This is a genomic window from Bordetella genomosp. 5, from assembly GCF_002261315.1.
Taxonomy (GTDB): Bacteria; Pseudomonadota; Gammaproteobacteria; order Burkholderiales; family Burkholderiaceae_B; genus Bordetella.
In genome coordinates, this window is record NZ_NEVP01000004.1 from 416,712 (window position 1) to 435,649 (window position 18,938).

19 protein-coding genes are annotated in these 18,938 nt (G+C 68.7%); 14 read left to right on the plus strand and 5 right to left on the minus strand.

Translation table 11 applies throughout. The features are described from left to right. Positions 1 to 3 precede the first annotated feature (3 nt). Positions 4 to 543, plus strand: coding sequence for a carboxymuconolactone decarboxylase family protein (locus CAL25_RS07455; protein WP_094799302.1), 540 nt, complete (start codon positions 4 to 6; stop codon positions 541 to 543). A 13-nt stretch (positions 544 to 556) separates the two neighbouring features. Further along, complete coding sequence (locus CAL25_RS07460; protein ID WP_094799303.1) at positions 557 to 1,141, plus strand: DUF4286 family protein; 585 nt, start codon at positions 557 to 559, stop codon at positions 1,139 to 1,141. 74 nt (positions 1,142 to 1,215) lie between these two features. Here the strand turns inward: CAL25_RS07460 and plsY are convergent, their stop codons facing one another. Then, positions 1,216 to 1,854: a glycerol-3-phosphate 1-O-acyltransferase PlsY gene (gene plsY, locus CAL25_RS07465; RefSeq protein ID WP_094799304.1), complete on the minus strand. Its 639-nt coding sequence runs from the start codon at positions 1,852 to 1,854 to the stop codon at positions 1,216 to 1,218. A gap of 231 nt (positions 1,855 to 2,085) precedes the next feature. On the opposite strand from plsY, the gene surE reads away from it, so the two are divergent. The 6 genes from surE to CAL25_RS07495 all read left to right on the plus strand — a co-directional run bounded on the left by surE (position 2,086) and on the right by CAL25_RS07495 (position 7,246). After that, a complete protein-coding gene (gene surE / locus CAL25_RS07470; RefSeq protein ID WP_094799305.1) occupies positions 2,086 to 2,844 on the plus strand; it encodes a 5'/3'-nucleotidase SurE in 759 nt (252 codons plus the stop codon). Then, positions 2,829 to 3,653, plus strand: a complete 825-nt coding sequence (locus CAL25_RS07475) for a protein-L-isoaspartate(D-aspartate) O-methyltransferase (RefSeq protein ID WP_170948422.1) — start codon at positions 2,829 to 2,831, stop codon at positions 3,651 to 3,653. The genes surE and CAL25_RS07475 overlap by 16 nt, the downstream gene beginning before the upstream one ends. A gap of 17 nt (positions 3,654 to 3,670) precedes the next feature. After that, on the plus strand, positions 3,671 to 4,567 hold the full coding sequence (locus CAL25_RS07480) for a peptidoglycan DD-metalloendopeptidase family protein (RefSeq protein WP_094799306.1): 897 nt from the start codon (positions 3,671 to 3,673) through the stop codon (positions 4,565 to 4,567). Further along, entirely contained in the window at positions 4,564 to 5,343 is a 780-nt protein-coding gene (locus CAL25_RS07485) for a 3'-5' exonuclease (protein ID WP_094799307.1), read from the plus strand. The genes CAL25_RS07480 and CAL25_RS07485 overlap by 4 nt, the downstream gene beginning before the upstream one ends. A gap of 231 nt (positions 5,344 to 5,574) precedes the next feature. After that, positions 5,575 to 6,165 carry a hypothetical protein gene (locus tag CAL25_RS07490; protein ID WP_094799308.1) on the plus strand — a complete coding sequence of 197 codons (591 nt, stop codon included), beginning with the start codon at positions 5,575 to 5,577 and terminating at the stop codon, positions 6,163 to 6,165. A gap of 331 nt (positions 6,166 to 6,496) precedes the next feature. Next, positions 6,497 to 7,246 carry a TorF family putative porin gene (locus tag CAL25_RS07495; RefSeq protein WP_094799309.1) on the plus strand — a complete coding sequence of 250 codons (750 nt, stop codon included), beginning with the start codon at positions 6,497 to 6,499 and terminating at the stop codon, positions 7,244 to 7,246. 109 nt (positions 7,247 to 7,355) lie between these two features. Here CAL25_RS07495 and CAL25_RS07500 read toward each other — a convergent pair whose 3' ends face one another. Next, entirely contained in the window at positions 7,356 to 8,285 is a 930-nt protein-coding gene (locus CAL25_RS07500; protein ID WP_094799310.1) for a LysR substrate-binding domain-containing protein, read from the minus strand. A 150-nt stretch (positions 8,286 to 8,435) separates the two neighbouring features. Here CAL25_RS07500 and CAL25_RS07505 point away from each other — a divergent pair, with 150 nt between their 5' ends. From CAL25_RS07505 to rlmD, 3 genes are all read left to right on the plus strand, one after another. Beyond that, positions 8,436 to 9,794 carry an MFS transporter gene (locus tag CAL25_RS07505; protein WP_094799311.1) on the plus strand — a complete coding sequence of 453 codons (1,359 nt, stop codon included), beginning with the start codon at positions 8,436 to 8,438 and terminating at the stop codon, positions 9,792 to 9,794. Then, the gene (locus CAL25_RS07510) at positions 9,791 to 10,891 is read left to right on the plus strand and encodes a M14 family metallopeptidase (protein ID WP_094799312.1); all 1,101 of its coding nucleotides are present in this window, start codon (positions 9,791 to 9,793) and stop codon (positions 10,889 to 10,891) included. The genes CAL25_RS07505 and CAL25_RS07510 overlap by 4 nt, the downstream gene beginning before the upstream one ends. Positions 10,892 to 10,988: 97 nt before the next feature. After that, on the plus strand, positions 10,989 to 12,440 hold the full coding sequence (gene rlmD, locus CAL25_RS07515; RefSeq protein WP_094799483.1) for a 23S rRNA (uracil(1939)-C(5))-methyltransferase RlmD: 1,452 nt from the start codon (positions 10,989 to 10,991) through the stop codon (positions 12,438 to 12,440). A 4-nt stretch (positions 12,441 to 12,444) separates the two neighbouring features. Here the strand turns inward: rlmD and cueR are convergent, their stop codons facing one another. Together cueR and CAL25_RS07525 are read right to left on the minus strand one after the other, a co-directional pair. Next, the gene (gene cueR, locus CAL25_RS07520; RefSeq protein ID WP_094799482.1) at positions 12,445 to 12,840 is read right to left on the minus strand and encodes a Cu(I)-responsive transcriptional regulator; all 396 of its coding nucleotides are present in this window, start codon (positions 12,838 to 12,840) and stop codon (positions 12,445 to 12,447) included. 32 nt (positions 12,841 to 12,872) lie between these two features. After that, positions 12,873 to 15,140 (minus strand): heavy metal translocating P-type ATPase, encoded by a 2,268-nt coding sequence (locus CAL25_RS07525; protein ID WP_094799313.1) that lies wholly within the window; start codon positions 15,138 to 15,140, stop codon positions 12,873 to 12,875. 208 nt (positions 15,141 to 15,348) lie between these two features. On the opposite strand from CAL25_RS07525, the gene CAL25_RS07530 reads away from it, so the two are divergent. From CAL25_RS07530 to CAL25_RS07540, 3 genes are all read left to right on the plus strand, one after another. Then, the gene (locus tag CAL25_RS07530; protein WP_094799314.1) at positions 15,349 to 15,546 is read left to right on the plus strand and encodes a heavy-metal-associated domain-containing protein; all 198 of its coding nucleotides are present in this window, start codon (positions 15,349 to 15,351) and stop codon (positions 15,544 to 15,546) included. 128 nt (positions 15,547 to 15,674) lie between these two features. After that, positions 15,675 to 16,403: a glutathione peroxidase gene (locus tag CAL25_RS07535; RefSeq protein WP_094799315.1), complete on the plus strand. Its 729-nt coding sequence runs from the start codon at positions 15,675 to 15,677 to the stop codon at positions 16,401 to 16,403. Between the two features lie 131 nt (positions 16,404 to 16,534). Beyond that, positions 16,535 to 17,971: a dihydrolipoyl dehydrogenase gene (locus tag CAL25_RS07540; protein WP_094799316.1), complete on the plus strand. Its 1,437-nt coding sequence runs from the start codon at positions 16,535 to 16,537 to the stop codon at positions 17,969 to 17,971. A gap of 102 nt (positions 17,972 to 18,073) precedes the next feature. Here the strand turns inward: CAL25_RS07540 and CAL25_RS07545 are convergent, their stop codons facing one another. Next, on the minus strand, positions 18,074 to 18,934 hold the full coding sequence (locus CAL25_RS07545) for a 23S rRNA (adenine(2030)-N(6))-methyltransferase RlmJ (RefSeq protein WP_094799317.1): 861 nt from the start codon (positions 18,932 to 18,934) through the stop codon (positions 18,074 to 18,076). Positions 18,935 to 18,938: the final 4 nt, after the last annotated feature.

Consider the following 18,938-nt stretch of genomic DNA (forward strand, 5'->3'; position numbering starts at 1 on the left):
ACGATGTCCGATTCCTCGCAATCCCGCCTGACGCCGGTGGCGCCGGGCAGCCGCCCCGAACTCGCGCCGCTCGAAGCGCGCATCCAGGCAGCGCGCGGCCGCATCTCGCCGCTGTATCAGGTGTTGCTCAACAGTGCCCCGATCTGCGAAGGCTGGGAGGCCATGCTGAGCGCGGTGCGCAACCGCAACTCGCTGCCGGCGCGGCTGCGCGAACTGGTGATCCTGCGCGTGGCGGTGCTCAACGGCGCGCCGTACGAGTTCGACGCGCACGTACCGCACGCCGAGACCGCGGGCGTGGCCCCGGCCACGATCGCGGCCCTGCGCGATCATCCCGCGCCCGGCGCGGTGCCCGGCCTGGCGCCGGGCGAGGCCGAGGCGCTGGCCTACACCGATGCCATGACGCGCGCCATCGAGGTGCCGGATGCCGTGTTCGACCCGCTGCGCGCACACTTTTCGGACCAGGGCCTGCTCGATCTGACGGCCACCGTGGCCGCCTACAACATGGTGTCGCGCCTGCTGGTGGCGCTGCGCGTGGGCCACTGAACGAGGACACGTCATGCAAACCCTGTTGTTGCGAGTCCCCGGCGTGGTGTTCGACGTCGACGCCGCGCGCGCGCTGCGCACCCGGCTGCAGGCCGCCAGCCCCGGCATGCAGGTCGAGATCTACGCCGCCGCCGAGGCCGACGCGCCCGAAACCTACGTCTATTGCACGCCGGCCTCGGCCGATAACGCCGCGCATGAATTCGCCGCCGTGCGCGCCCAGGCCACCGCGGACGGGCTGGCGGGCGACGCGCGGGTGCTGGACGCGCTCGCCGATCTCGAAGGCGCGAGCGCGGGGCAGGCGAGCGCCTGGCATTACGTGGTCGAAACCGACGTGCTGCCCGAGGCCGAAGACGATTTCAATGCCTGGTACGGCGAGGAGCACATGCCGGGTCTGGCCGCGGTGCCGGGATCGGTGCGGGCACGCCGGTGGCGCGCGCCGGAGGGTGGGCCTCGCTATCACGCCTGCTACGACCTCGTCAGCCGCGAGACCTTCGGCAGCCCGCCGTGGCTGGCCGTGCGCGCCACCGACTGGAGCTCGCGCGTGCGCCCCGCGTTTCGGGCGACCAAGCGCACCATGTTCCGGCGCGTGCCGGCCTGAACGCCGCGTCCAAAGCAAAACGCCGATGGCGCGTGCCATCGGCGTTTCGTTATGCGCGCAAGCTCGTGCGGCGGTTATTTCTTCTTCGAGCCGATCCGGCTTTCGGTGCCCTTGATCAGGCGCGAGATGTTGGCGGCGTGGCGATAGAAGAGCAGCGCGGTGATGACCACGATGGCGAGCGTGATGTGGGTATGGGCATACCAGGCCATGCCGCTGCCCAGCACGTAGAAGAGGGGGGCGCAGAACGCGGCCACCAGCGCCGACAGCGACGAGTAGCGGGAGATCACCGCCATCAGCAGCCAGGTGACCACCACGGCCAGGGCCAGCCAGCCGCTGATCGCGGCCAGCACGCCCAGCGCCGTCGCCACGCCCTTGCCGCCCTTGAAGCCCAGGAAGACCGGATACAGGTGGCCCAGAAACACGGCGATCGCCACCAGGGCGAAGATGCCCGGGGTGATGCCGGGCACCAGCACGCCGGCCAGCCACAGCGCGAACCAGCCCTTGGCCGCGTCGCCCAGCAGCGTGAGCGCGGCCGCCTTCTTGTTGCCGGTACGCAGCACATTGGTGGCGCCGGGGTTCTTCGATCCATAGCTGCGCGGATCCTGCAGCCCCATGAGCTTGCTGACGACCACGGCGAACGGAATGGACCCGATCAGGTAGGCCATCAGGATCAAGCCGGCGGCGATCGCCATGGAAGGAGGGGTGGTCAGCATGGTGGAAGGGACGTCCTTGTTGTTGTGTGAGTCTCCCCCGTTCGGCCTGGGGCCGGGCGCCGGGGGCAGGCGATTCTACCGCGATGACAGGCGGGCAGGCATCGGGCGCAACCCGCCCCGCGTCGTCCGCCATGTGGATGACGCGCCGCGCGTCTCCGGCGCGGCAAGTCTGACGGTACAATCCGTGCCTGTCGGATCGCGGCTGAGCGGTCCGGGTGTTTCGGAGGGGTGATGCGTATATTGGTTTCCAACGACGACGGCTACAACGCGCCGGGTCTGGAGGCGCTGGTCGAGGCCTTGTCCGGGCTGGGTGACATCACCGTCGTTGCGCCCGAAACCAATCACAGCGGCGCCTCCAATTCGCTCACGCTCAATCGCCCGCTGTCGGTGCGCACCGCCGCCAATGGCTTTGTCTATGTCAACGGCACGCCCTCCGATTGCGTGCACGTGGCGCTCACCGGCCTGATGGATGCCCGGCCCGACCTGGTCGTCTCGGGCATCAACAACGGCGCCAACATGGGCGACGACACGCTCTATTCCGGTACGGTCGCCGCCGCCACCGAAGGGTATCTGTTCGGCATTCCCGCGATCGCGTTTTCGCTGGTCGACAAGGGCTGGGAGCATATCGAGTCCGCCGCGCGCGCCGCGCGGCAGATCGTCGAGCGCCAGATCGCCGATCCGCTCGGCGCGCCGGTGCTGCTCAATGTGAATATCCCCAACCGCCGCTTCGAAGACCTGCACGGCGTGCGGGTCACGCGGCTGGGCAAGCGTCATCCTTCAGAGCCGGTCGTGCGCAGCACCACGCCCTACGGCGAACCGATCTACTGGATCGGCCCCGTGGGCCTGGCGCTCGACGCCACGCCCGGCACCGATTTCCATGCCGTGACCGAGGGGGCGGTGTCCGTCACCCCGTTGCGGCTCGACCTGACCCACACCGGGCAGCTCGACGAAGTTCGCACCTGGGCGGGGCCGTTATGCGCAAGCGTCTAGGTCCGCAAGAGTCGCCCACGCCCACGCGCCTGAGTTCCTCGTCGCGCTACGACGGCCGGGGCCTGGCGCCCGGCATCACGGCCACCAACAGCAACACCCGGATTTCCGCCGCCACGCTGCAGCGCCCGGCGCCCAGCGCGCCGGCCGCCGCCAGTGGCAACAACATGGGCCTGAACTCGGATCGCCTGCGGCAGGCCATGGTCGAGCGCCTGCGGGCGCAGGGCGTGTTCGACGAGCGGGTGCTCAACGCCATGGCCGCCGTGCCGCGTCATATCTTCGTCGACGAAGCGCTCGCCAGCCGGGCATACGAAGACGCGGCGCTGCCGATCGGGCATTCGCAAACCATCTCTCAGCCCTGGGTCGTGGCGCGCATGATCGCGGCCGTGTGCGAGGGCCGCACGCCCACCCGCGTGCTCGAGGTCGGCGCCGGCTGCGGCTACCAGGCGGCCGTGCTGTCGCAGTTCATCCGCGAGGTGCATGCGATCGAGCGCATCCGCGGGCTGTACGAGCTGGCGCGCACCAATCTGCGCGCCTTGCGCCTCACCACCCGGGTCCGCTTGATTTACGGCGACGGCATGCTGGGCGTCCCCGGCGTCGCGCCGTTCGATGCTATCGTTGTGGCTGCGGCCGGACTGGCCATTCCGCAGGCGCTGCTCACGCAGCTGGCGCCCGGCGGACGCCTGATCGCCCCCGAGGGCACCACCAGCCAAAGGCTGGTCCTGATCGAACGAACCGGCACCGCAAGCTGGAAACGCACCGAGCTCGAGGCGGTGCGTTTCGTGCCTCTGAAGGCCGGAATACAATCTTGAGCAAACAGGAGAATCGTATGCTCAACGGGCAGTTGCAACTGACCGAACCCCATCTGCGCGGCGCGCTTGTCGCGCGTCTGCGTCGTCCTGCCCTGATTGCCGGCGTGCTGAGCCTGGCGATCCTGGCGGGATGCGCCTCCAAGGGCACGCGTGCGCCGGTCGTCGACATGACCGGCGGCCAATCCTCCGGCGGCAGCCAGGCGAGCGGCGGCTCTTACGTCGTGAAGCCGGGCGACACGCTCTACAAGATTGCACGGGCGAACAACGTCGACATCGAGACCGTCAAGCGCCTGAACAACATCGCCGATCCCAACCAGATCCACGTGGGTCAGGTACTGCGCCTGTCGGGTACGGCCTCCGCGAGTACCGGTCCGAGCACCGCGCCGGTCGGCACCACCAAGACCGAACCGCGTCCGCTCGATCCCGCGCCCGGCACCGACACCGCCGGCACCACGCCGCCGCCCACCGAAACCGATCCCAACGCGCAGGCCTCGGCCACGCCGCCGCCCGTCGACACGCCCAAGCAGCCGCCCCGCGCGGCCGATGCCAGCGTGATCAGCTGGGGCTGGCCGGCCACCGGCCAGGTCATCCAGACCTTCAACAGCAACAGCAAGGGCATCGATTTCGCCGGCAATCCGGGCGATCCGGTGATCGCGGCGGCCGACGGCAAGGTCATGTACAGCGGCAACGGCGTGCGCGGCCTGGGCAACCTGATCATCATCAATCACCAGAACGGCTTCATCACGGCCTATGCGCACAACCGCGCGCTGCTGGTCAAGACCGGTCAGAACGTCAAGCGCGGCGTGAAGATCGCCGAGATCGGCCAGACCGATGCCACCTCGCCCCGGCTGCACTTCGAGATCCGCCGCCAGGGCACGCCGGTCGACCCGCTGCAATACCTGCCCGCGCGATGACCCCCACGCTGGTTTTCGACCTCGAAACCCTGCCCGACGTGCCCGGCCTGCGCCGGCTGCACGGCTGGGGCAGCGAGGTGAGCGATCTCGAGGTGGCCGAGCGCGCCTTCGCCGCCCGGCGCGAGGCCGTCGGCCACGACTTCCTGCCGCTGCACCTGCAGCGCGTGGCGGTGGTGGGCTGCGTGTTTCGCGACGACCAGGGCTTTCGCGTCAAGACGCTCGGCCAGCCCGATGATCCCGAAGAAGTGCTGCTCAGCCAGTTTTTCAAGACCATCGAGCGCTACACGCCGCGTCTGGTCAGCTGGAACGGCTCCGGCTTCGATCTCCCCGTGCTCCATTACCGCAGCCTGATCCATAAGATCCAGGCGCCGCGCTACTGGGACCTGGGCGACGAAGACCGCGACTTCAAGTTCAACAACTACATCAGCCGCTATCACAATCGCCACACCGATCTGATGGATGTGCTGGCCAAGTACAACGGCCGCGCCAATGCGCCGCTCGACGAGCTCGCCAAGCTGTGCGGCTTTCCGGGCAAGCTCGGCATGGACGGCAGCAAGGTCTGGCAGGCCTGGAACGAAGGGCAGGCCGACGCGGTGCGCGCCTATTGCGAAACCGACGTGGTCAATACCTGGCTGGTGTATTGCCGCTTCCGCTTCATGCGGGGCGAGATCGACCATATCGCCTACGACCAGGAAATCGCGCTGGTGCGCGACACCCTGGCCGCCAGCGATGCGCCGCACTGGCGCGAGTACCTCGCCGCCTGGGACGCGCCCTGAGCGCGTGAGGCGAGCGGGCCCGGCCGAGTGCCGGGTTGCGCCGCGGCCGGTGGCCCCTCGCCGGGCGCCCGGCCAGGGGCGCCCCTCGCCGGGGGCCCCCGACGTGCTGCTTCAGACGATCCGCCGCCCGGCGAGCAATCGACTGAAACACAACGGGCGCAAACGAAACTTCACTGAAATCGGGCCTGGCCAACAATGGTCTCGCGTTCCAATCACTCAGGAGTTTCCAACATGTCCCGTAATCGTTTCGCACTGCGCAGCACGCTGGCCGGCCTGGCCATGGTCATTTCCGCTGGCGCCGTCGTTGCGCCGGCCGTGGCTGCCCCGCAAGAAGGCAAGCCCGCCGCCGAAGCCCATCACAAGGGCCCGCGCCACCACGGTGAAATGCGCGACGGCGCATTCATCCCGGGCGTGGGACCGCTTTCCAAGGCTCAGATCGACGCGCTCAAGCTCGACGCCAAGCAGCAGGCGCTGTTCGACACCGCCAAGAAGTCGCAGGGCGAGCTCATGAAGCAGCGTTTCGAGGCCAAGCGCGCCGAGCATAAGCTGCTGCAGGAGCAGCTCGCCGCCGGCAAGCTCGACCCGCGTGCGCTGTCGGCCGCCAACGAGAAGGGCCGCGACCAGTTCGGTACCGAAGGCGGCAAGGTGCGCGATCAATGGCTGGCCCTCTGGGACAGCCTGAACGACGCGCAGCGCGCCCAGGTCACCGAAGTGGTGAAGGCCCGTGCCGCCAAGATGCAGGAGCGCATGGCCAAGGCCCCGCACCATCGCGGCGCGCCCGGTGCCCCTGGCGCTCCCGGCGCACCCGCCGCCACCAACTGATCCTCACCCTCTGGGTCTCGATGCCCCGGCGCAAGCCGGGGCATTTTTCATGGGCGCGCGCGCCGTGCCTCGCGATGCCTGTTTATGGCGCGGGCTGCGCCATGAAGGCGCATGCAGACGGGGGATTTGGCGGGCTTTTGCACCGCGCCGGTGCGCGCCGGGTCGTGCCGCGTTTGCCGGCTACCGTATGACGCAATTGTTAAAAGTTGGCATGGAAAGTGCTTGAGCCAGGATGGGCCGATCGGGGAGGGGAGCAGTGCCGCGATCGGCTGGACAGGCGTGATGCGCAGCCCACATCCGCCCTGGTAGCCATCCCATCAGGATCTCGCAAATGAAAAAGTCCTTTCTTGCCCTGCCGTTCGTTTTTGCCGCATGTGCCGCCACCGCGCAGGCCGAACCCACCGACCTCGGCGCCGGCTTCTCCCTCAGTGGCAACGCCGCCATCGTGAGCGACTACCGTTTCCGTGGCTACTCGCAGACGGACTTCCGGCCGGCCGTGCAGGTCGGCTTCGATCTGGCGCACAGTTCGGGCTTCTATCTCGGCAACTGGAACTCCAACGTCTCGAGTTTCGTGTTCACCGACGGCAATCTGGAAATGGACTTCTACGGCGGCTGGAAGGGCGACGTGGGCGGCGGCCTCGGGCTGGACGTCGGCGTGCTGCACTACTACTACCCGGGCTCGAGCTCGCCCAAAGGCGGCAACTACAACAACACCGATCTGTACGTGGGCCTGAGCTACGCCAACTACTCGTTGAAGTATTCCTACACGCCCAGCGACTTCTTCTCCGCGCCCGATACCAAAGGCACCTGGTATCTCGATGGCACGGCCACGTTCGACCTGGGCGACGGCTGGGGTCTGGTCGGCCACCTGGGCTACCAGAAGCTCAAGAAGCAGGTCGACATGGACGGCGATGGCATCGGCCACTACGTCGACTACAAGCTGGGTGTCACCAAGGACCTGAAGGGCTGGGTCGTGGGCCTGGCCGCCGTCGGCGCCACCAAGGACAACTGGCTGCCCACGAAGTATGGCCATCCCTCGGGCCGGCTGGGTGCGGTGTTCTCGGTGTCGCGCGCGTTCTGATCGCGGCGCGGCGGGCGGGGCGCCGCGTGCGCCCCGGTTCGCCGGCCCGCGCCGGGCTGCGCCCCACGCTTCGGCTGCGCCGCGCGCCTCGGTGTCGCCCGTGCTCCGCTCAGACCGGCACGGCGCGCCGCCGTGGCCCGTGGCCCGGTGCGCCCGCCGCGTGCGCGTCGTGCAGACACTCGATAAAACACCGGGCCGCCGGCGTGGGCGGCGAGTCGGCCCGCGTCAGGATGGCCACGCGCGCCGCCGGCAGCGCGTGCGCGAGCGGCACCATGCGCAGTCCGCGCGGCAGCAAACGATGCTCGAACAGATTGCGCACGAAGATGCCCAGCGCATCGCTCTCGGCGATGATGGCGAGCGCCACCGCGATCGACTGGCACGCGATGATGTCCTGCGGCGCGGGCAGTCCATGCGCCGCGAAGGCTTCCCGCAGCAGGTTGGCCGGCGCCTGGATGTTGCCCGGCAACAGCCACAGCGCGTGATGCAGCTCGCTCAGGTGCCGGGCTTCGCGTAAAGGATGACCGGCGCGCGCGCCGACCGCGAGCGGCAGCGCGAACAGCGTGCTGCGGGCGAAGCCGTCCTGGATTTCTCCGTCGTATTCCGTCTGCACCAGAAAGTCGTAATGGCCTGCCTCGAGCTGGTCGTGGCTATACGGCGGGGCGACCTCATTGAACGAGACCGCCACGCGCGGCATGCGGGCGCGGAACGCCGCCAGTGCCGCGGGCAGCACGGTGAGCGCGGCGGAGCTGATGGCGAGATTCAGCGTGCCGCCCGCGCCATCGCGCATCTGGGCGATTTCTTCCTGGGCCCGGCGCGCCTCCTGCAACATGAGCACCGCGCGCTTGTACAGCGCCTCGCCGTAGGGCGTGAGTTCGATGCCGCGGACGCTGCGCTGGACCAGTTCGGCGCCCACGCTGGCTTCGAGCTCCCGCAGGCTGCGCGTCGCCGCCGGCTGCGTGATGAACAGCGCGCGGGCCGCCGCGCGGATGCTGCCGTGTTCGGCGATGAGCACGAAGGCGCGTAGTTGGCGCAGATTCATGAGACGTGTCCTGGCTGGCCGGTGGGGCTATGCATAAAAGTATTCACTGAGACGAAAATACTGTCTTTTCCTTATTGTTTGCCATCCGTATATTCACCGCCATGGGAGAGGGGGACCTCGCCCGCCACAACACGGACATAGGGGAAAAGCATGTCTATCGCCATCGCCGCCGCGCCCGCGGCGCCGGGCCTGCATACGCCGGGCATGCGCCGGCGCGTGATCGCCGGCACCACCATCGGCAACGCGCTCGAGTTTTTCGACTTCACGGTGTTCACCTTCCTGATGCTGGTCATCGGGCCGTTGTTCTTTCCCGCGGCATCGAGCTATGGTCAGCTGTTGCTCACCACCGCCACTTTCGGCGTCGGCTTTCTGATGCGGCCGGTCGGCGGCATGCTGATCGGCTCGTATGCCGACCGCCATGGCCGCCGCGCCGCCCTGACGCTCACGCTCTGGTTGATGGGGATCGGCTGCGCGCTCATCGCCGTCGCGCCGACGCACGCGCAGATGGGCGTGGCCGGGCCGGTGCTGATGGTGATCGCGCGCCTGATTCAGGGCTTCGCGGCCGGCGGTGAGGTCGGCGCGTCCACGACGCTCCTGGTCGAACACGCGCCGGCGCACAAGCGCGGCTTTTATGCGAGCTGGCAGTTCGGCAGCCAGTCGCTCGGCGTGATGCTGGGGGCGCTGACGGTGGCGCTGCTGACGGCGTCGCTCACCGCAGAACAGATGCAATCCTGGGGCTGGCGCGTGCCGTTCGTGTTGGGCGTGCTCACGGTGCCGGTCGGCGCCTACATCCGTCGCCACCTCGAAGAAACGCTCGAGACGGCCGCCCCGGTGGGGCAGGCCCGGGCGGACGGCGCGGCGGCGCAACGCCAGCCGGCGCGTCAACCCGTGCGCCAGGTCTGGGCCGAGCACAAGCCCGCCATCGTCAAGGGCATCCTGCTCGTCATCGGCGGGATGGTCTGCGCGCAGATCATCGGCTTTTACATGCCGGCCTATGCCAGCAAGGCGCTCGGCCTGCCGCCCACGTCCACCTTGTTCGCCAGCGTGGTGCTCGGCGCCATCGGGTTCCTGATCGCGCCGCTGGTCGGCATGCTGGCCGATCGGGTCGGCCGCAAACGGGTCATCTTCTGGTCGCGGGCCGCGACCGTGGTGGCCCTGCTGCCGTGCTTTCACTGGCTGGTGGCGGCGCCCAGCTCGGCGCGCCTCATGACGGTGATCGCCTTGCTGGCGGTGCTGCTGGCACTGCAGATGACGCCCGCCATCACCATGCTGCCCGAGCTGTTTCCGAAGGCCGTGCGCACGACCGGCATGTCGGTGGTCTATGGCCTGGGCATCTCTGTGTTCGGCGGCTTTGCGCAGTTTTTCGTGACCTGGCTGCTGCAGGTCACCGGCAATCCCATGGCGCCCGCCTGGTACCTGATGGTCACGGTCACTTTGTCGACCGTGGTGCTCTTCTGGATCCAGGATCGGACCGGCCACGATATCGACGCCCAGGAGACGGCAGCATGACGCGCAGTTCCGACTACTTCCCCAAGAACTACCGGCAATCGCGCGAGCGGTTTCTGCAGGAGGCATCGCGCCTGGACGCGACGCTCACGTCCTATCCCATCGAGGCGCGTGGCCGCGAAGGCGAGGCGCTCGCCACCGATGTGGCGCTGCTCGGGCCGCGCGATGCCGAACGGCTGTTGATCGTGACGTCGGCCACGCATGGCGTGGAAGGCTTCTGCGGCGCGGGCTGCCAGATGGCGCTGATGGACGACGCGCCCATGCTCGAGCGCGCGCGCCGGGCCGGGGTGGCGTTGTTGCTGGTGCATGCGGTCAATCCGCACGGATTTTCCTGGCTGGCGCGTACCGACGAGGACAACGTCGACCTCAATCGCAATGCCCAGCCGTTCGGCGCCAAGCCGCTGCCCGAGAATCCGGCTTACGCCGGGCTGCATCCGCTGCTGCTGCCCGCCGAGTGGCCGCCCACCCAGGAAAATCGGCGCGCGCTGGACGCCTACGTGGCCGAGCACGGCCACGCGGCGTACGCGCAGGCGGTGTCGCGCGGTCAGTACACGCACGCCGACGGCCTGTTCTATGGCGGCGCGCGTCCGGCGGCGTCGTTGCAGAATCTGCGGCGCATACTCGAAATCCACGCCGCGCGTCACGCGCACGTGGGCTGGATCGATGTGCACACGGGCCTCGGGCCGCGCGGCCACGGCGAAAAAATCTACGCCGGCCGGCGCAGCGACACCGAAGTGGCGCGGGCGCGGCAGTGGTGGGGCGCCGACATCGCCGTGCCTTACCTGGGCAGCTCCGCCTCGGTCGACATCACCGGGCACCTCGCCTCGCTGATCTACCAGGCGTGTCCGGACGCCACGCCCACCCTGATGGCGCTGGAATACGGCACGGTGCCGTTCGGCGGCATCATCGAGGCGCTGCGGGGGCGCAATTGGCTGCGCGCGCATCCGGACGTGCCCGAGGCCCGGCGCGACGCCATCCTGCAGGCGACCCTCGACGCGTTCTATTGCAACGAGCCCGACTGGCACGGCAGCGTGCTGGGCCAGTGCCGCGTGGCGGTGCTGCAGGCGGTCCAGGGGCTGGAGAGCGCGGGCGCGGCATAGGGGGCCGGATCAGCGGCGCGCCGCGCGGGGGGCGGTCTTGCGCGCGTGGCGGGTGTCTTACAATGCCCGCCTGCTGCTGAACCTGGATGTGTGCGAGATGCTCGACGTATTGACTATCGAATCCCTGGACCTCGAAGCCCGGGGTATCGCGCGCCGTGACGGCAAGGTCGTGTTCGTGGAGGGTGCTTTGCCCGGCGAGCGCGTCACCTCGACCACGGTGCGCAAGAAGCCCTCTTATGAAATTGCCCGCGTCGACGAGGTGCTGCGCCCGTCGTCGCAGCGCGTCGTGCCGCGTTGCCCGCACTTCGGCGTCTGTGGCGGCTGTGCGATGCAGCACCTGGAGCCCTCGGCCCAGGTGGCGATCAAGCAGCGCGCGCTCGAAGACAGCTTCTGGCACGTGGGCAAGCTGCGTCCGGCGCGCATGCTGCCACCGCTGCAGGGGCCGACGTGGGGCTATCGCTATCGTGCGCGCCTGTCGGTGCGCAATGTGCCCAAGAAGGGCGGTGTCCTGGTCGGCTTCCATGAGCGCAAGAGCAGCTATGTGGCCGACATGCGCGAATGCCACGTGCTGCCGCCGCACGTGAGCGCGCTGCTGGTGCCGCTGCGCGAGATGATCGGATCCATGTCGCGGCCCGACCGCATGCCGCAGATCGAAGTGGCGCTGGGCGAGAATTCGACCGCGCTCACGCTGCGGCATCTCGAGCCGCTCACGGATAGCGACATCGCCATCCTGCGCAGGTTCGCCGCCGAGCACGACGTGCAATGGTGGCTGCAATCCAAGGGCCCCGAGACCGTGATGCCGCTGGAGCCGGCCGATGCCGAGCGCCTGGCCTACACCATGCCCGAGTTCGGTCTGCGCATGCCGTATCGCCCGACCGACTTCACGCAGGTCAATCACGCCATCAACCGCGCCATGGTGTCGCGAGCGCTGCAGCTGCTGGATGTGCAGCCCACCGACCGCGTGGCCGATCTGTTCTGTGGCCTGGGCAACTTCACGCTGCCGCTCGCCACGCAGGGACGCGAAGCCGTGGGCGTGGAAGGGAGCAAGCAGCTCACCGACCGCGCGCACGAGGCGGCCGCCCGCCATGGCCTGGCCGACCGCACCAGCTTCGCCACGCTCAATCTGTTCGAGGTCGACGTGTCATGGCTGCGCGGCCTGGGTTACTTCGATCGCATGCTGATCGATCCGCCGCGCGAAGGCGCGCACGCCGTGGCTCAGGCCCTGGCGCTGCTCGGGCCCGAAGAGCGTCCGCGCCGCATCGTGTACGTGTCCTGTGCGCCGAGCACGCTCGCGCGCGACGCCGCGATCATGGTGCACGAAGGCGGCTACAGCCTGAAGGCCGCGGGCGTCATCAACATGTTCCCGCACACCGGCCATGTGGAGTCGATCGCGGTGTTCGAATCGCTCGAACCCGAGGCCGTGCTGGCCGCGCAGGCGCAGGCCCGCGAAAAGGCAGAGCTGGCTGCGCTGGCCGAACAGGCCGCGCTGGCGGAAAAGGCCGAGAAGGCCGCTCTGGCGCAGGCCGAGGGCGAGGCCTCGCAGGTCTGAGCGTTCAGGCCGCAGGCTGCCCCAGATCCGCGAGGATGGGGCAGTCGGGCCGCGCATCGCCATGGCAGTGCCGCGCCAGATGCTTGAGGGTGTCGGCCATCGCATGGAGCTCCGCGGCCTTGCGCTCGAGCTCGGCGACATGCTCGAGCGCGATGCGCTTGACGTCCGCGCTGGCCCGGCTGCGATCGCGCCACAGCGCGAGCAGCTCGTGCATCTGTTCCACCGAGAATCCGAGATCACGCGCCCGCCGCACGAAGCGCAGCGTGTGCAGGTCGGCATCGGTGTAGACGCGATAGCCCGAAGCGGTGCGCGTGGCGGAACCAATCAGGCCGATGCTTTCGTAATACCGGATCATCTTGGCCGAGATGCCGCTGGCGGCCGCGGCTTGCCCGATATTCATCTGGTCGGTGGCAGGCATGTGAAGCTCCGGGGTCAGGCCGCGCGCGGCGGCGAGTAGGCTTTGAGACGCAGCGCATTGGCCAGCACGAACACGCTGGACGCCGCCATCGCGCCCGCCGCGAACATGGGCGAAAGCGAGATGCCGAACGCCGGATCCAGCACGCCGGCCGCCACGGGAATCAGCGCGGCGTTGTAGACGAAGGCCCAGAACAGGTTCTGGCGGATGTTGCGCAGGGTCGCGCGGCTGATGGCCAGCGCGTTCGAGACGCCCTGCAATCCGGGCGACATCAGCACCACATCGGCCGCCTCGATGGCCACGTCGGTGCCGCTGCCGATGGCGATGCCGACGTCCGCCGCGGCGAGCGCCGGCGCGTCGTTGATGCCGTCACCCACGAAGGCGATATTGCCGTGCGTCGCGCGCAGCGAGGCGATGGCCTCGACCTTGCCGTCGGGCAGCACCTCGGCACGCACGTCGTCGATGCCGAGCTGACGCGCCACGGCGCGGGCCGTGTGCGGGTTGTCGCCGGTGATCATGGCGGTACGGATGCCTTGCGCATGCAGCGCCGCGATGGCGGCCGCGGCCGAGGGCTTGATCGGATCGGCGATCGCGACCAGCGCGGCCAGGCGGCCGTCGACGGCCACATACACCGGGGTTTTGCCGGCCTCGCCCCATTGCGCGATGCGGGTCTCGAAGCCGTCGTGCGCCACCCCCGACTGCTGCATCAGGCGCGCGGCGCCCGCCAGGATGGCGTGGCCGTCCACCGTCGCACGGACGCCCGCGCCGGTGATGGCCTCGAACGCGCTGGCTTGCGCCAGCGTCATGCCGCGCTCTTCGGCGGCGCGCACGATGGCGTGGGCGATGGGATGCTCGGAGCGCGCCTGCACGGCCGCGAGCCAGGCCAGCACCTGATCCGCGTCGACACCCGGCGCCGCTTCGATGTCGGTCAGCGTGGGCTTGCCCTCGGTCAGCGTACCGGTCTTGTCGAAGGCCACGACGCGCACGTCACGCAGCGATTGCAGCGCGTCGCCCTGACGGAACAGCACACCCATCTCGGCCGCGCGGCCCGTGCCGACCATGATGGACGTGGGCGTGGCCAGCCCCATCGCGCAAGGGCAGGCGATGATCAGCACCGCCACGGCGTGCACCAGCGCGTAGGTGAGCGCGGGCGAGGGCCCCCACACCAGCCAGGCCAGGAAGGTGAGCAGCGCGAGGCCCATCACCACCGGAACGAAGACGCCGGTGACGCGGTCCACCAGGGCCTGGATCGGCAGGCGGGCATTCTGCGCGTTCTCGACCATGCGGATGATGCGGGCGAGCACCGTATCTGCGCCGGTGTGCGTGACACGCAGCGTGAAGCTGCCCGACGTATTCAGCGTGCCGCCCGTGGCGGCCATGCCCGCTTCCTTGGCGACGGGCACGGGTTCGCCCGTGAGCATGGATTCGTCGACGTAGGAGCTGCCCTCGATGATCTCGCCATCCACCGGCACCTGCTCGCCCGGACGCACCAGCACCAGGTCGCCCGCGCGTACCGACGCGATGTCCACGTCCTGCGTCTTTCCGTCGCGCAGCACGCGCGCGGTGCGCGCCTGCAGGCCGATCAGACGCTGGATCGCGGCGCCGGTGCGGCCCTTGGCGCGGGCCTCGAGCATGCGGCCGAGCAGGATCAGCGTCACGATCACCGCGGCCGCTTCGTAATACACGTTTTGTGCGCGCGCCGGCAGCCAGTCCGGCGCGAAGGTCGCCACCACCGAGTAAGCCCAGGCGGCCGACGCTCCCAGCGCCACCAGCGAGTTCATGTCGGGCGCGCGGCGCCACAGGGCCAGCGCGCCCTTCACGAAGAAGGGGCGGCCCGGCCACGCGAGCACCAGCGTGGTCAGCGCGAACTGCAGCAGCCAGCTGTTGCGCTGGCCGACGTGGTCGAGAATCCAATGGTGCAACGGCGGGATCAGGTGACCGCCCATTTCGATCAGAAACACCGGCAGGGTCAGCGCCAGCGAAACGATGAACGCGCGCCGCAGCGCGGCGGCGTGCGCGTCGCGCTGTTCGGCCTGGCGGGCGGCGTGATCGTCGTCGGCCTGTATCGGATGGGCCTCATAGCCGGCCTGCACAATCGCCGCCACGAGGGCGTCCGGGGTGACCGCCGCGCCGGCCTCGACCTGCGCGCGTTCGGTCGCGAGGTTGACCTGCGCCTGCGTGACGCCCGGCACGCCGCTGAGCGCGTTCTGGACACGCTTGACGCAGGACGCGCAGCTCATGCCTTCAATGGCGAATTCGAGTTGACGAGGGGTGGCGGTAGTCATGGAGCGAGGAGGGTGGATGTCGATGAAGCCAGTATGAACCTTCCCATTATGGCAAGGTCAAGCGTCGCAGAATCCGGCATCCGACGCCTTGCGCGGCGCAGAGGGTCCGCTTGACCTTACCACGATGGGAAGGTCTAACATGGGTCATACCGTCATGCGCCGTGCGTGGTTTTCGCTTGCGGCGCGCCCTTTTTTCAAGGAGTTTTCCATGGTTACCTTCGTCGTCCCCGATATGACCTGCGGCCATTGCGTCAAGACCATCACGCAGGCCGTTCAACAGGCCGCGCCCGATGCCACGCTGGAGTTCGACCTGCCCGCGCATCATGTGAAGGCGGCGCCCGACGCGCTCGCCGCGCAGGTCGAGGCCGCGATCCGCTCGGCGGGGTATGATCCCAAACAAATCTAACGAATTCTCCTGGGTGATAGCTTCAGGCTAACGATTGCTTAAAATAATTGAATTAGCCTGAACGATAGCTATTAGTTAAAGTTCTATTTACGGTGGCGCGACGCCACAGACACCCAGGAGAATTTCGAATGCTGCAAAACCGTGAAGGCCAACGCGTACCCAATGTTGTTTTTCCCGTTCGCGAAGGCAACACGTGGAAAAAGCTGACGTCCGACGAGCTGTTCAAGAACAAGACCGTGGTCGTGTTCTCGCTGCCGGGCGCCTTTACCCCCACCTGCTCCTCGACCCATCTGCCGCGCTACAACGAGCTGGCTCCGGCCTTCCGTGCCGCCGGCGTCGACACCATCGTCTGCGTGTCGGTCAATGACACCTTCGTCATGAACGAGTGGGCCAAGGACCAGGAATCCGAGAACATCACGCTGCTGCCCGACGGCAACACGGAGTTCACCGCCGGCATGGGCATGCTGGTCGACAAGAGCGATCTGGGCTTCGGCAAGCGCAGCTGGCGCTATTCGATGCTCGTGAAGGATGGCGTGGTCGAAAAGATGTTCATCGAGCCCGAGAAAGAAGGCGATCCGTTCGAAGTGTCGGACGCCGACACGATGCTCGCCTACATCGCGCCGAACGCGAAGAAGCCCGACCAGGTCGTCGTGTTTTCCAAGCCGGGCTGCCCGTTCTGCGTCGAAGCCAAGTCGCTGCTGGATGCCAAGGGCTATGACGCCATCGAGATCCCGCTCGAGCACAAGGTGCGCGGCCGCGTGATCGGCGCCGTGTCGGGCAAGGCGACCGCGCCCCAGGTGTTCATCAACGGCAACCTGATCGGCGGCCTCGAGGATCTCAAGGCGCACTTCGCCTGAGCCAGGTCCGCGCGGGCGGCGAGCCCGTCCGCGCGGCGCTTTTACCGCACTCATCAAGACGAACCCCGGCGCGGCGGCCTGCGGCCGCCCGCGTCGCGGCATGGTTCGCGCCCTTCACCCACAGGATAATCATGAAAACGCTGCATACCGACATCGCCGTGATCGGCGCCGGCACCGCGGGCCTGGCGGCCTATCGCGCGGCCCGCGCCGCCGGCAAGCGCGCCGTGCTCATCGAAGGCGGCCCCTATGGCACCACCTGCGCCCGCGTGGGCTGCATGCCGTCCAAGCTGCTGATCGCGGCCGCCGAGGCAGCGCATGCGGCCGCGCATACCGACGCGTTCGGCGTGCGGGTGGAAGGTCCGGTCAGCGTCGACGGCGCCGCCGTGATGGACCGGGTCAAGCGCGAACGGGATCGTTTCGTGGGCTTCGTGCTCGAAGGCGTGGAAAACATCCCCGCGCAGGACAAGCTGCATGGGTATGCGCGTTTCGTGAGCGACACGGTGCTGCGCGTCGACGATCACACCGAAGTGCAGGCGGCCAGCGTCGTGATCGCCACGGGCTCGCGCCCGGCGGTGCCCGCGCCGTTCCAGGCCCTGGGCGACCGGCTCGTCGTGAACGACGACGTGTTCGCCTGGGACACGCTGCCGCGCCGCGTGGCGGTGTTCGGTCCGGGCGTGATCGGTCTCGAACTGGGGCAGGCCCTGTCGCGCCTCGGCGTGACCGTGCGTGTCTTCGGCGTGAGCGGCAGTCTGGGCGGGATCACCGATCCCAAGGTGCGTGACAGCGCCCGCAAGGTGTTCCAGCAGGAGTTCTATCTCGATCCCGACGCCCGGGTACTCGAAACCACCCGGGTGGGCGACGAGGTCGAGGTGCGCTACGTGGGGCTCGACAACAGCGAGCGCACCGAGCGCTTCGACTACGCGCTGGTCGCCACCGGCCGCCGCGCCAACGTGGATGGCCTGGGGCTGGAGCACACCTCGCTCAAGCTGGATGCGCGTGGGGTCCCGGTGTACGACCGCGGCACCATGCAGGCGGGCGCCAGCGCCATCTTCATTGCCGGCGACGCCAATGCCGACGCGCCCTTGCTGCACGAGGCGGCCGACGAAGGCCGCATCGCCGGCGACAACGCGGCGCGCTTTCCGGAAGTGCGCCCGGGTCAGCGGCGCGCGCCGCTGGGCGTGGTGTTCTCCGACCCGCAGATTGCCCTGATCGGCACGCCGTTCGCGCGGCTGCCCGCCGGCACCACGGTGACGGGCGAGGTCGACTTCGGCGACCAGGGCCGCTCACGCGTCATGCTGAAGAACCGCGGCATGTTGCGGGTCTACGCCGATATCGAGTCGGGCCGCTTCCTGGGTGCCGAGATGGTCGGTCCGAGCGCGGAGCACATCGGGCATCTGCTGGCCTGGGCCGTGCAGCAGGAGATGACGGTGGCGCGCATGCTCGAGATGCCGTTCTACCACCCGGTGATCGAAGAAGGCCTGCGTACGGCGCTGCGCGACGCGGCGGCCCGGTTGGCCGCGGCCCAGGCCCGCCTGCAGGAGGCCGAGGCCGAGCGCAAGGTCGCCTGAAGCATCGTTGCGCGCCAAAGCGAATCGCCCGGCCGATGGCCGGGCGATTTGCATGGCGGGTGCCGTGGCGCGCTGCGGGGGGCTCCGCGCGCCGTGGCGCGCTCAGGGATTCTCGCGGTACTGCAGCGTGAAGGTGGCGCGATCGTCCTGGGCGAGCTCGCGCGCCAGGAACGGCATGACCGGCTTGAGCGCGGCATCGAGCGTCCAGGGCGGATTGACCAGGAACATGCCGCTGCCGTGCAGGCCGAAGCCGTCGCCGGCCGGCCGCTTGACCGACAGCGTGGCGTGCAGCCAGCTCTTGACCGGCAGGCGCTCGAGCTGGCGCGTCATCTCGGTCACCTCGCGCCGCTGCACCAGCGGATACCAGACGGCGTAGGTGCCGGTGGCGAAGCGCTTGACGCCTTCCTTCACGGCCGTCAGGGTACGGCGATAGTCCTGTTTATCCTCGTACGACGGGTCGATCAGCACGGCGCCGCGGCGGGTGGGCGGCGGCAGCATGGCCTTCAGGCCCTCGAAGCCATCGGTGCCGTAAATCGTGGTCTGGCGCTGGATCTGGCGATCGCGCTGGTCCAGGTTGCGCGCGAGCACGCCCGATTCGGTGGGGTGCATCTCGAACAGCCGCAGGCGGTCACGGTCGCGCAGGGCATCCATGGTGAGCCAGGGCGAACCGGGGTAGTGGCGCAGTCGGCCGTCCGGGTTGTAGTCACGGATGCGCTCGACATAATCGGCCAGCAACGGCGGCAGATCATCGCGGTCCCAGAGCCGGGCCACGCCGTCGGCGAACTCGGCGTTTTTGTTGGCCCAGTCGCTGTCCAGCGCATACAGGCCCGCGCCGGCGTGGGTGTCGATCACCCAGTAGGGTGCGTCCTTGCGATTGAAGTAATCCAGCACGTGGACGAGGATGGCGTGCTTGAGCACGTCGGCGTGGTTGCCGGCGTGAAAGGCGTGGCGATAGCTGAACACGGCG